The organism is Bacillus sp. FSL W7-1582, assembly GCF_038593325.1.
GTDB lineage: Bacteria > Bacillota > Bacilli > Bacillales > Bacillaceae > Bacillus > Bacillus altitudinis.
The window spans coordinates 3120320-3132833 of record NZ_CP151987.1; the positions used below are offsets into that span (position 1 = coordinate 3120320).

Consider the following 12514-nt stretch of genomic DNA (forward strand, 5'->3'; position numbering starts at 1 on the left):
GTGTAGTATAACATACTTCATGAGTCGTCACATAGAACAAAAGGAAAGGAAGGATTTGTTTTTCATTTAAAAGCAAAAAGCTGGGGGTACCCCCAGCTTTTCATTCCCCTTGATGGCGCTTTTTCAATACCTTTAATACATCATCAAGAGGCAGCTGCTGTTCACGTAATAACACAAGAAGGTGATACAGGAGATCTGCTGTTTCCCATTTCAATTCTTCTTGATCTCGGTTCTTCGCTGCAATGATAACTTCAGAAGCTTCTTCCCCTACCTTTTTCAGGATTTTGTCGACTCCTTTTTCAAATAAATAGGTTGTATACGCTCCTTCTGGCATTTCCATCTGCCGTTTCGCAATGACCTGTTCCAGTTCATTTAAAATAGCAAAGCGGTCTTGTTCTCCCCTTTGCTGTTTCACGCCCTCTTCTGAAAAACAGCTATAGCTGCCTGTATGGCAGGCTGGGCCGCTTGGTGTCACTAGAACAAGCAGGGCATCTTGATCACAGTCATAGCGAATAGATGTAACACGCTGGGTATGTCCAGATGTGGCTCCTTTGTGCCAAAGCTCATTTCTCGACCGGCTAAAAAACCATGTTTCCCCTGTCTCTAATGTTTTTTCATAGGATTCTTGATTCATATACGCCAAAGTAAGAACTTCCTTGCTTTGAGCATCCTGTACAATGGCAGGAATGAGACCTGCATCATTAAAGGTTAATTCGTTTGCCTGTTTCATCTTACCTTCACCCCGTGTTCTCTCAAATATGTCTTCACCTCTTGAATTGAGGTTTCTTTATAATGGAAAATAGAGGCTGCGAGTGCGGCATCAGCTTCACCTTTTGTAAAAGCCTCCAGCATATGCTGCGCATTGCCAGCACCTCCTGAAGCAATAACTGGCACTGTGACTGCTTCTGATACAAGCCTCGTCAAACGATGCTCAAAGCCCGTTTTCTCACCATCGGCATCCATGCTAGTCAGCAAGATCTCGCCTGCTCCTCTTCGCACGGCTTCTTTCGCCCAGTCACTCACTTCTAAATCCGTTTGACGGCGTCCTCCGTGCGTATAGACCATGTATGCTTGTTTCTCTTCATCGTATTTCGCATCAATCGCAACAACGATGCACTGTGAACCAAAAAAGTCGGCTCCTTCTGTTATTAGCTCCGGTCTTAAAACAGCCGCTGTGTTCACAGACACCTTGTCTGCCCCCGCTCTTAATATACGCTTCATGTCATCAAGGTGGTTAATCCCGCCGCCCACCGTGAACGGGATAGCGAGAGTGGATGCCACTTGTTTGACCACATCCACCATCGTTTTTCGGCCTTCATGAGAGGCAGATATATCAAGAAAGACGAGTTCATCCGCACCTTCCTCGTCATAGATCTGCGCTAATTCGACCGGATCACCAGCATCCTTCAACCCTAGAAATTGGATCCCTTTGACAACACGCCCTTCCTTTACATCAAGACATGGAATGATTCGTTTTGTCATCATATGCTGTCAAGCCCTTCAAACGCTTCAGCTAAAGTAAATTGCTTTGTGTACAGCGCCTTGCCAATGATGGCACCAGACACACCTGTCTGCTTTTGTGCTGACAGCTTTTGCAGATCACTCACTGCACTGACACCACCTGAGGCAATGACTTGTTTGCCAGTTGCTTCTGCTAATCGAACCGTACTTTCCACATTTGGACCAGACAGCATGCCATCCATTTGAATATCCGTGAAAATGAAGACCTCTGCGCCTTCCTTTGCCAGTTCCTGACCAAGTTCCTCCGCCTTCACTTCCGACGTTTCAAGCCAGCCTTCAGTCGATACAAAACCGTTTCGTGCATCAATGCCAATGGCGATTTTCTCTCCATATTGCGCCAGCATTTTTTTCACAAAAACCGGGTTTGACACCGCTGAACTGCCAAGAATGACTCTCGATACGCCATTGTTTAAATAAAATGCAACATCTTCTTCTGTCCGAATGCCGCCGCCAATTTGGACATTCACATCTAATGAGGAAGCAATCGCCAGCACATGCTCATGATTCACGCGTTTTCCTGCTTTTGCGCCATCTAAATCAACGAGATGTATCCATTTCGCTCCTTCATTTGCAAACAGTCTCGCCATGTCTAACGGTGAATCTCCATAAATGGTTTCTTGGTCATAGTCTCCTTGCACAAGTCGTACACATTTGCCATTTCTCATATCAATTGCTGGATATAATGTAAAATCACTCATTTGCTCACCCTCTGTTCGTTTGCTAATTGAATAAACTGTTTCAACAGTGCCATTCCTGTTGTACTGCTTTTTTCAGGGTGAAACTGCGTTCCAAACACATTCCCCTTCCCAACAACGGCAGGTACTTGCACACCATAGGGTGCACTTGCCAATAGGTCTTCTGGATTCATGCCGCTCACATAATAAGAGTGAACAAAGTATGCAAATCCTTCCGGCACACCTTCAAACAATGGAGAGGGCTGATGAAATGTGAGCTCATTCCAGCCCATATGAGGCACCTTCAGCCTTTGTCCATCCTGATCACGATCCTTCAAAAGAACGACACGTCCTTTTAAAAGGCCTAGCCCTTTTGTTTTTCCTGCTTCTTCACTTTCTTCAAACAACAACTGCATGCCAAGGCAAATGCCAAATAACAGCTTTCCTTCCTGCACGACTTGGTGGATAAACGCCTCAAGTCCTGTCTGTCTTAACAGCAGCATCGCATCACGAAATGAACCGACTCCTGGCAAAATATACGCATCTGCCTTTTTCAGCTCCTCTGCTTCAGAAGACACGATATAAGACGCTCCTGCTCGTTCCAGTGCTTTTGATACGCTAAACAAATTTCCCATTCCATAGTCAATTACGCCAATCATTAGAGCATCCCCTTTGTCGACGGAATCCCTTTCACACGCGGATCAATGGTTGTTGCTTCATCTAAGGCGCGTGCCATCGCTTTAAAAATGGCTTCAATCATATGGTGGGTATTGGTTCCATAGTGAACGATCACATGCAGATTGATTCGTGCTTCAAGGGCAAATTTCCAAAGAAACTCATGAACCAGCTCCGTATCAAAGGTGCCGACCTTCTGACTAGGGAAATCGGCTCTCATTTCCAAATGAGGACGATTGCTTAAATCCACGACTACTTGGGCGAGTGTTTCATCCATTGGAACAAAACTAGAGCCGTAGCGCTTAATTCCTTTTTTATCACCGAGCGCTTCTTTAAACATCTGCCCAAGCACAATGCCAATATCTTCTGTTGTGTGGTGATCATCGACATCTGTGTCTCCTTTTGCATCTACAGTTAAGTTAAAATGTCCATGCTTCGTGAATAAGTCGAGCATGTGCGTCATAAAAGGGACATCTGTCTGAATATCTGCTTTTCCTTCGCCATCAATCTCTAGCGCTAACGAAATGTTCGTTTCATTTGTCTGTCTCGCTGTTTCCGCCTGTCTCATTTTGATTCCTCCCGCTTTCTCGCTTCAATCGATCTGGCATGTGCTTCAAGCCCTTCTAATCTTGCAAAAGCCGCAATGCTTTCCCTATGTGTTTCAAAGGCTTCTTTACTATATGAAATGATGCTCGTTTTCTTTTGGAAATCCGTGACGCCGAGCGGACTAGAAAACCTTGCCGTCCCGTTTGTTGGCAGCACATGGTTCGGTCCTGCGAAGTAATCCCCTACCGGCTCTGGGCTGTAACGCCCTAAGAAAATTGCTCCAGCATGCTTGATTTGACCAAGTAGTGATTCTGGATACGCCGTCAGCACTTCTAAATGCTCTGGGGCTAACTGGTTCACGATATCAACTGCACGATCCAAAGATTCTGTTACGTAAATATAACCATGGTCTTGAATAGATTGTGCTGCAATTGATTTCCTTGGCAAAGTATCAAGCTGCGCTTGCACCTCCGCTTGCACTCTTTCAGCCAATCCTTTAGATGGTGTCACCAAAATACTGGATGCCAATGCATCATGCTCTGCCTGTGAAAGCAAATCAGCTGCCACCTCATGTGCAGTTGCCGTTTCATCTGCTAAAACAGCAATTTCACTTGGACCCGCAATCATATCAATGTCTACTTGACCAAATACTTCCCGTTTGGCAAGTGCTACATAAATATTTCCTGGACCGGTGATTTTATCAACAGGCTGAATACTTTCCGTTCCATATGCAAGAGCGGCTATCGCCTGAGCACCGCCCATTTTGTACATTTCTGAAATGCCCAACTCCTTCGCAGCTACTAGCACAGCGTCAGACAGACGGCCGTCATTTCCTGGCGGTGTCACAAGGACAATTCGCTCAACGCCGGCAACAAGTGCTGGGATCACATTCATTAAAACAGATGATGGATAGGCGGCCGTTCCCCCTGGGACATATACACCGACCGCATCAAGCGGTGTTACTTTCTGACCTAGCATTGAGCCGTCCTTTTGGTGATAAAACCAAGAGGAGGTTAGCTGACGCTCGTGGTATGTTCGAATATTCCGGATCGCCGTTTGGATGATTTGGATCATCTCCGGGTCCAAACGTTCGTAGGCTTTTGTCTTTTCATCCTCCGTCACAAGTGGCTGTTCAATAGAGACACCGTCAAATTGCTTCGTGAAAGACCGTACGGCTTCGTCACCATTTTTTCTCACTTCTTCGATAATCCGCTGAACAGCCAGTCGCTGCTCTTCCGTTCCTGTATCTAGAGAACGCTTGAGTGAGAGAGTGTCTGTCTCACCTTCTTGTATGTAGGTGATGTTCATGATGTTTCCTCCCCTTCTCCTTCGATGATTCTTGCCAGACGCTGCGCCATTTCATCGATTACCGCATCCTTCATTCGATAGCTCACAGGATTGACAATAAAACGTGACGTAATGTCACAAATATGTTCCGTTTCGACAAGCCCATTTTCCTTAAGTGTTTGACCGGTGGAGACAATGTCAACAATTCGATCGGCAAGTCCGATGAGCGGTGCTAATTCAATGGAACCATTTAGCTTAATGATCTCCACCTGCTCACCTTGTTCTCTAAAATAAGAAGAAGCGACATTTGGGTACTTTGTGGCCACACGCGGCGCAACACCGCCCCAGCTGGCTCCCGGCAAGCCCGCTACAGCTAAATGACATTTGCTAATGTTTAAATCGAGCACTTCGTACACATCCCGTGCTTCTTCAAGCATGACGTCTTTCCCTGCAATGCCCACATCCGCTACACCATGCTCTACATATGTCGTCACATCCATTGGCTTCGCTAAAATAAAGCGGAGATTTTCTTCCGGTACATCAATGATTAGTTTTCTTGAATCTTCAAATTCCTCCGGCAGCTGATATCCAGCCTGTCTTAATAGCCCTGCTGCTTCTTCAAATATCCGCCCCTTTGGCATTGCCATTGTCAACACTTTACCCATTTTGCTCTTCCTTTCTAGCGCCGATAAAATAAGTCACTTGCTCAAATGCCTTGGTCATGGCATCGATATTTTCAATACCTGCTAAGTCTTGGAGAACAATCCTTTTGCCCTTTGTCCGCTCTTTTTCTGCAAAATCAAATGCTTCAAGCCGTTGTTCTTTACTAAAAATCACAGCCTCTTGGGGCTCATTTATTTCTTTTGCGTCGAGTGCCTCAAGAAGACGGTCTAATCGAAGTCCGAAGCCTGTAGCGGGTGCGGGTGCATCAAAGTGAGCAAGCAATTGATCATACCTTCCTCCACTTCCGATCACAGACCCAACATGATCTGCAAATACTTCAAACAAAATTCCCGTATAGTAGCTCATATGACTGACCATGCTTAAATCCAAACGGATATATTCTGTACAGCCGTAATCTTCAAGTGTCTCCCACAGCGCCTTTAACTCCGCCAGCACTTCTTTGCCCTCTTGTGACACCACAATTTCTTCAGCCTGCTGGGTCACTTCTTGACCGCCACGCAGCTCTAAAAGCTGGAGCAGCCTTGTTTTATCGATGGATGAGAGCGGCAATTGTTTGACATGCTGCCTGTATCCCACATAATTCTTTTCATATAAAAATCGGCGCAATACGTTCGCCCGCTCTGTATTCCCTAGTACATCTAAAAACAAGGTCTCAGCCAAAGCCACATGCCCGATCGCAATTTTGAAGGATTGAAGTCCAGCATTTTTTAATGCAAACACGACAAGCGCTATGACTTCAGCATCTGCACTAATCGAACCATCACCGATCAATTCAATACCGACTTGCTCAAATTCAGAAGGTCTTCCGCCTTCTCTTTCCTGTGCCCGAAACACGTTGGCTGCATAACCGACTCGAAGCGGATATGCCTGTTCGTGAAGCTTTGAAGCCGCCACTCTCGCAATTGGTCCCGTCATATCAGGTCTAAGCACAAGGGTTTGACCATTTTGATCAAGAAGCTTAAACAGCTGCGTATCTGTAATCGCCGATTGAACACCGACTGTATCGTAAAATTCAAGCGTTGGCGTTTCCATTAAACGATAACCCCAACTATTTATGACCTCTGTTAAAGAATGCCTAACTCTTTTCTTCGTCTCATACAATCCTGGTAATGAATCTCGCATACCATATGGTTTTTCAAACATGAACATGTTCCGCACCTCCAACACATTAAAACAAAAAATTCCGAATCCTTTAGTTCGCTAATATGATAATATGCTAACAAAATAAAGTGATTAAATCAATCATTTTTATTTTCCCCTTTTTTTCCTTAATCATTTGTTCATATATTACATTAAAATGACACCTAATCCTTTTTGATCTCTTTGCTTTAGGAACATGCTATAATACTTAAAAATATTGAATAACACAGGAGATTACAGTGAAATTCATCCAGACATTAATCTTAACTTTGTTGTGCGCATGTCTTGTTTATTTCGGCTTTATTTTCATTTCACAATTCGACCAAGTCAAGAAAACAACGTCACCGCAAGAAGCCAAAGAAAAAGAAAATGACACCGCACTAGCAGCAGAAGAAACGCATTCTACGAAAAAAACAGAAACAACACATTCTAGTTTAAAAGGAAATAAAAAAGCCATGGACGTCATCCTCTTTAATCAAATGGATGCACCAAAGCTTTATAACGGATGCGAAGTCACGAGCTTAGCCATGCTTCTTCATTACAGCGGCTATGAGCATATAACGAAAAACGCATTGGCAAACGAGATTAAGCGTGTCCCGCTCAATTATGAGAATGGCTTAAAAGGAGACCCTCATGACGGGTTTGTAGGCGATATGGAGAATGGGCCAGGTCTTGGTGTGTACCACGAACCCATTTATCAGCTTGCGAAAAAATATGCAGGTAATCAAGCGGTGGACTTAACCGGCAAGCCAGTCAAAAAGGCCATCTATCAATCACTTGAAAAAGGTTATCCTGTCTGGGTCATTACCACTTCGACCTTTGCCAAAACAGATAACATTGAAACATGGAATACACCAAATGGGAAAATAGATATCAGCTTTAATATGCATAGCGTCGTCATCACTGGCTACGACAAGGATCACATCTACTTAAATAACCCATACGGAGAAAAAAATCAAAAAGTCGATCGTGAACAGTTTGAGGATTCTTGGAAACAGATGGGCAGCCAGGCGATTATCATTAAAGCATAGACCACTTCTCCCATTGAAGAGAATTCACACATGCATCAAAAACATCCTCCATACGAATGGAGGATGTTTTTGAATGATTTATTTTGTTAGTATTTCCTTCAGACGGTCTTCAAGCTTTTCAGCCGTCATCGCACCCCCACCAAGGCTGATGTATTCATCCCCTTTTTTTAGTAAAAGTGTAGGATAGCCATTCACGTTCAATTGCTGAACCTTTGCAAAATCGGCATACGCATCATTGATCGTTTCTGTCTCATTCATTCGTTCAACCAATACATCAGGGTCAAGTTGGTGTTTCATAGCGATATCTCTATAAGTTTCTTCATCACTTAGGCTTTTTCCGTCTTGATAAAAGGCCTTTTGCATAGATGAAGCCAAGTACAATGCATGCTCTGGTGCGATGGATCTTAATGCTGAAAATCCAATTGCAGCAGCCTCAGAGTCTAAAATGAATGTTCCGTTTTCTAGCAACTCTTCATAACGGTCTCCAAATTCGACACCTGTCAGCTGACTGATACGCTCGTTTGCTTCTGAAATGTGTGGATAATTCTTTATCGGTAGACGACGCTCTCCTACAAATAAACCGCCCGATACAAGTGTCAGTGATATCTCAGGGTGATTTTCGTGTAAAGTACGGATGCTGTTTGAAAATCCATAACACCAGCCACAATACGCATCCCATACATAGATAAAAGATTTTTCTTGATCATTCATAAGACAGACTCCTCACTCATCGTTTTTTAGCGACAATGAAACGCATGTTATTCTACTTATTCTGCTTCAGAAACCACAGTAAAACGTTCTCCAACATGAGCAGCTTGTTCTATCTCATCGACAAGCGCAACGGCGTAGTCAGCATAACTCACATAGCTGTCACCCTTTGAATTGACGATAAGATGGTCTTTGCCTTTCACATAAGCACCTGTCCGTTTGCCTGCTGGATTAAAGAAGGCTGCTGGACTTAAAAATGTCCATTTTAATCCTTCGGTCTTTTGAAGATCTTTTAAGTTTTCTCCTTGGTGTGAAGCAGTAGCAAGGTATTCCTTTGGAAACTCCGGTGTGTCCATCAGTCTAGTTGTTTTGGCCTCATCTACAAATAAACTTCCAGCACCTCCCACGACGATTAAACGCGTTTCTGGTGTCTCTTTCAAGAGATGAATGAGTTTTTTCCCTGCTTCTACATGAAGGTGCTCTTGTCCTGCTGGCGCACCAAATGCATTTACGATCACATCAAAACCTTTGACGTCTCCTGCCTCTAAGTGAAAAACATCCTTTTCTAAAACAGCTGCTGATGAATTAGTCACTTTTTGTGCATCTCGAACGATTGCCGTTACTTCGTGCCCTCTCGATTGAGCTTCTTTTAAAATGTGTTGTCCTGCTTTACCTGTTGCGCCAATGATTCCAATGTTCATGTAAATTCCTCCTACAATATAAGGTTATTTTGATCACTTAAGATGTAACCAAAATGGTTACAACAGAGGTAAAAAAAATTGAATAGATCATCCAATTTTTTTGATTAAAACCTGCGTTAATTCACTTAATTTGATCTCAGCAAGCACTTGCTCCATCGCACTTTGAGCACGGCACAAAATTAATTCTAGTACAGCTTGAATATTTGCACCGATCGGACAGTCAGGGTTTGGGCTTTCATGAATTTGAAACAACTCTCCCTCATCCACCACTTCAACCGCTTTATACACATCGAGCAGTGTAATGTCATCCTCACTTCGGTTTAATTGAGAACCGCCTTTGCCAAGACTCGTTGAGATTAGGCCTGCTTTTTTGAGCTTACTCATGATACGGCGAATGACCACTGGATTTGTATTGACACTTCCTGCGATATCCTCCGATGTCTGTAATGATCCTTTTTCAAGTGATAGCAAGGCCAGAATATGGACAGCGACAGTAAATCTGCTGCTGATTTTCATGTTTTCTCACCTCTGTTGTAATCATTATAGTTACACCAAGTTAGAATGTCAACAAAAAAGTCTGCCGAGCTACTCAGCAGACGTAGATTGACGTGCTTCCATTTCCTCTTTTGTATATATCATCCGCATTGGATTACCTCCAACAAAGGAGCCTGCCGGAACATCTTTGTTCACAAGAGTTCCTGCCGATACAATCGCACCATCACCAATTGTCACTCCAGGTAGAATCGTTGAATTTGCCCCAATTAAGACTTCATCACCAATATAGACTTCCCCAAGCCTATACTCTTTAATCAAATACTCATGGGACAAAATGGTCGTGTTATAGCCAATCACACTATTTCGACCGACAGTGATTTTCTCAGGAAACATGAGATCGACCATCACCATTAAAGCAAACGCCGTATCCTCCCCGACTTTCATTCGAAGGAAGGTGCGATAAATCCAATTTTTCATTCCCATAAAAGGCGTATACCTTGCCATTTGAATAAAGATAAAGTTTTTCACAACCTTGAGAAAGGGGACCGTCCGATAGACTTGTCTAAGCGAATTGACCCCTTTGACAGGATAACGATCTGTTTTTCTCAACTTAATCAGCTCCAACAATCGCCAAGAGATCACTCATTTTCTGCAGCATATAATCAGGGCGATGCTTTAACAGGGCTTCTTCTCCCTTAATAGACCAAGCAACACCTGCTGTTTTCGTCCCTGCCGCTTGACCAGATAAAATGTCGTGATAGTTATCGCCAACCATGATCGCCTCATGCGGATCACTGCCGAGCTTGGATAATGCCAGCTGGACTGGTTCTGGATGCGGCTTCTCATTTTGTACATCATCAAGTGTGACAATGACCTCAAAAAAAGGCTCCAAACCAGTCAGCTTTAATCCCATTAAAACCGTATCACGTATTTTTGTAGTCACAATACCAAGCTTAAACCCTCGATCCTGAAGAATTTTCAACGTGTCTAACACCGTCTCGTACTCCGTCACAAGCAGGTCATGCTGTTCATGATTAAACGTTCGATACATCTGAATCATGTCATCTGTCAGATTCGGATCCATTGCAGAGAATGTATCAAATAATGATGGACCAATGAAATGAAGGATATCCTCACGGCTGTATTGACCAGGGTAATAATGATCAAGCGTATGCTGAAATGAAGCAATAATTAATTCATTTGTATTGATTAATGTGCCATCTAAATCAAATAGCACTGTGTTAATAGTTGATTGGTTCATATGGCTTCCTTTCTAACAGCTGTATGTTCGCGCCTCCGCCAGATATAGCTGATGGCAGCTGTCAATAAAATAGCAGAAATAAGGCGAATAAGAAGAAGCGGCCAGACTGGAATACCTAAAGGAATGAAAATGAGTGTATCTTCGACCACCGCATGACACGCCACAAGGAAAATGAAAGCAAGCGTTAAATCCTTTTTGCTGACACCGTCCTCTTCCACTGCCTTCATCATGACGCCTGCCCCGTAGGCAAGACCAATGGTTAAACCAGCCACCATCGTCATAGACGTATTTTCTTTCATTCCAAGCATTCTCGTAAAAGGAGACAGCCACTTAGACAGCGTATGGAGCCACCCTAAGTCTCTCATAAATTGAATGATGATCATGAGAGGAATGACAATACAAGCCAGCTGCAGCACACCAAGAACAGCTTTCTGTAAAGCAAGAAGTACGATCATATACCAGCTAGAAGGCACATCAGCCGACTGAGCAGCTGTCAGCAAACCATATTGCGCCGGCTCCTCGCCTCCCTGCCAAACGAGGTGAATGACAATTGCTGACACGACGGCAAGACTGATTCTCACCAGCAAAATGACAGACACCCGCAGCCCAACCTTCGCCGCCACTGTTGATTCGATGATCAAGTTGTGACAAAAGGAGAGCATGACCGCTAAAATGAACACTTCCTTCACAGGCAGCTCTAATGTCAAGATGGCTGCAATACCCGCATACAAGTTCAGCATATTTCCTAAAACAAGCGGAATGGCCGCTTCCCCTGAAAGACCAAACAGGCCCATAAAAGGACGGATGAATTGTATCATCCAATCCATCACAGGTGTATGCTGCAAGATACTAACGAGAATGGTAACCGGAAAAATGACTTTTCCAAGTGTCCAAGTTGTCGATAACCCTGCTTTCAAGCCGTTTTTCCATGTCTCACCCATCTCTTATCCCCCTTGCTTAATTTGATGAGTTGTTCTCTTTATACCGTATAGATGCATATCCCTTGATTCTTCTAAACACAATCAGCAAAACAGCCACTGCAAATATGGCAATCGAAATCATCTGTGCAATTCGAAGATGCTCAGTCAGCATTAAGCTGTCTGTTCTCATTCCTTCAATGAAGAAACGGCCGATTGAATACCAGATTAAATAAGACAAGAACATTTCGCCTCGACGCAATGATGTTCTACGTAATAAGATTAATATCAAAACGCCTGCGATATTCCATAATGATTCATATAAGAACGTAGGGTGATAGTAGGTCCCGTCAATGTACATCTGATTAATAATAAACTCAGGCAGGTGCAAATTTTCTAAAAAGGCTCTTGAAACAGCCTCACCATGCGCTTCCTGATTAATAAAGTTCCCCCAGCGCCCGATGGCTTGCCCTAGTAAAATACTAGGCGCTGCGACATCGGCGATTTTCCAAAAGGACACCTTTCTCACTTTAGTAAAGACAATCGCTGTCAGCACCGCCCCTATTAGTCCGCCATGTATGGCAATTCCACCATTCCAAATCTTGATGATTTCATTTGGGTGCTGCTGATAATAATCCCATTCAAAGGATACATAATAAATTCGTGCACAAATAATGGCGATAGGAATGGCAAATAAGATGAGATCAATAAACATATCTTTATTGATGCCTCTTTTTTCACACTCCCTTAATGCGAGCCAGAGTCCAAGCAGGGCTCCGACCCCAATAATCACACCATACCAATGAACCGAAATAGGTCCGAGCTGAAAAGCAATCGGATCAATTGGTTGAATTGCTTCATTCATATAGACAGC

The 12514-nt window shown here is 43.6% G+C and carries 16 protein-coding genes; 1 reads left to right on the forward strand and 15 read right to left on the reverse strand.

Annotated features, from left to right (window positions below; genetic code table 11):
* Positions 1 to 100 precede the first annotated feature (100 nt).
* From hisIE to NSQ11_RS16205, 8 genes are read right to left on the reverse strand one after another with little or no spacing between them, the layout of a single operon-like run.
* Positions 101 to 730, reverse strand: a complete 630-nt coding sequence (hisIE, locus tag NSQ11_RS16170) for a bifunctional phosphoribosyl-AMP cyclohydrolase/phosphoribosyl-ATP diphosphatase HisIE (protein ID WP_025208029.1) — start codon at positions 728 to 730, stop codon at positions 101 to 103.
* Positions 727 to 1485 (reverse strand): imidazole glycerol phosphate synthase subunit HisF, encoded by a 759-nt coding sequence (hisF, locus tag NSQ11_RS16175; protein WP_035389615.1) that lies wholly within the window; start codon positions 1483 to 1485, stop codon positions 727 to 729. The genes hisIE and hisF overlap by 4 nt, the downstream gene beginning before the upstream one ends.
* Positions 1482 to 2219 carry a 1-(5-phosphoribosyl)-5-[(5-phosphoribosylamino)methylideneamino]imidazole-4-carboxamide isomerase gene (gene hisA, locus NSQ11_RS16180; protein ID WP_007500079.1) on the reverse strand — a complete coding sequence of 246 codons (738 nt, stop codon included), beginning with the start codon at positions 2217 to 2219 and terminating at the stop codon, positions 1482 to 1484. Before hisA ends, hisF begins: the two co-directional genes overlap by 4 nt.
* A complete protein-coding gene (hisH, locus tag NSQ11_RS16185; RefSeq protein WP_017368109.1) occupies positions 2216 to 2854 on the reverse strand; it encodes an imidazole glycerol phosphate synthase subunit HisH in 639 nt (212 codons plus the stop codon). The genes hisA and hisH overlap by 4 nt, the downstream gene beginning before the upstream one ends.
* Complete coding sequence (gene hisB, locus NSQ11_RS16190; protein WP_017368110.1) at positions 2854 to 3438, reverse strand: imidazoleglycerol-phosphate dehydratase HisB; 585 nt, start codon at positions 3436 to 3438, stop codon at positions 2854 to 2856. Before hisB ends, hisH begins: the two co-directional genes overlap by 1 nt.
* The gene (gene hisD / locus NSQ11_RS16195; protein ID WP_050826641.1) at positions 3435 to 4724 is read right to left on the reverse strand and encodes a histidinol dehydrogenase; all 1290 of its coding nucleotides are present in this window, start codon (positions 4722 to 4724) and stop codon (positions 3435 to 3437) included. The genes hisB and hisD overlap by 4 nt, the downstream gene beginning before the upstream one ends.
* Complete coding sequence (hisG, locus tag NSQ11_RS16200; protein ID WP_007500071.1) at positions 4721 to 5368, reverse strand: ATP phosphoribosyltransferase; 648 nt, start codon at positions 5366 to 5368, stop codon at positions 4721 to 4723. Before hisG ends, hisD begins: the two co-directional genes overlap by 4 nt.
* Complete coding sequence (locus NSQ11_RS16205; RefSeq protein ID WP_017357899.1) at positions 5361 to 6536, reverse strand: ATP phosphoribosyltransferase regulatory subunit; 1176 nt, start codon at positions 6534 to 6536, stop codon at positions 5361 to 5363. The genes hisG and NSQ11_RS16205 overlap by 8 nt, the downstream gene beginning before the upstream one ends.
* Positions 6537 to 6766: 230 nt before the next feature.
* On the opposite strand from NSQ11_RS16205, the gene NSQ11_RS16210 reads away from it, so the two are divergent.
* Positions 6767 to 7558 (forward strand): C39 family peptidase, encoded by a 792-nt coding sequence (locus NSQ11_RS16210; protein ID WP_048001949.1) that lies wholly within the window; start codon positions 6767 to 6769, stop codon positions 7556 to 7558.
* Positions 7559 to 7636: 78 nt separating this feature from the next.
* On the opposite strand, the gene NSQ11_RS16215 is transcribed toward NSQ11_RS16210, so the two are convergent.
* The 7 genes from NSQ11_RS16215 to lgt form a co-directional block, all read right to left on the reverse strand.
* Positions 7637 to 8269, reverse strand: a complete 633-nt coding sequence (locus NSQ11_RS16215; protein WP_048001948.1) for a DsbA family protein — start codon at positions 8267 to 8269, stop codon at positions 7637 to 7639.
* Positions 8270 to 8325: 56 nt separating this feature from the next.
* Positions 8326 to 8967, reverse strand: a complete 642-nt coding sequence (locus NSQ11_RS16220) for an NAD(P)-dependent oxidoreductase (protein ID WP_007500066.1) — start codon at positions 8965 to 8967, stop codon at positions 8326 to 8328.
* Between the two features lie 87 nt (positions 8968 to 9054).
* Entirely contained in the window at positions 9055 to 9483 is a 429-nt protein-coding gene (locus NSQ11_RS16225) for an Rrf2 family transcriptional regulator (protein WP_003213266.1), read from the reverse strand.
* A gap of 69 nt (positions 9484 to 9552) precedes the next feature.
* Positions 9553 to 10071 (reverse strand): acyltransferase, encoded by a 519-nt coding sequence (locus tag NSQ11_RS16230; protein ID WP_017368116.1) that lies wholly within the window; start codon positions 10069 to 10071, stop codon positions 9553 to 9555.
* Position 10072: 1 nt separating this feature from the next.
* The gene (gene ppaX / locus NSQ11_RS16235; RefSeq protein ID WP_017357895.1) at positions 10073 to 10723 is read right to left on the reverse strand and encodes a pyrophosphatase PpaX; all 651 of its coding nucleotides are present in this window, start codon (positions 10721 to 10723) and stop codon (positions 10073 to 10075) included.
* Positions 10720 to 11664 (reverse strand): nucleoside recognition domain-containing protein, encoded by a 945-nt coding sequence (locus tag NSQ11_RS16240; protein ID WP_025208037.1) that lies wholly within the window; start codon positions 11662 to 11664, stop codon positions 10720 to 10722. Before NSQ11_RS16240 ends, ppaX begins: the two co-directional genes overlap by 4 nt.
* Positions 11665 to 11680: 16 nt before the next feature.
* Positions 11681 to 12505, reverse strand: coding sequence for a prolipoprotein diacylglyceryl transferase (gene lgt / locus NSQ11_RS16245; protein WP_046344550.1), 825 nt, complete (start codon positions 12503 to 12505; stop codon positions 11681 to 11683).
* Positions 12506 to 12514 lie beyond the last annotated feature (9 nt).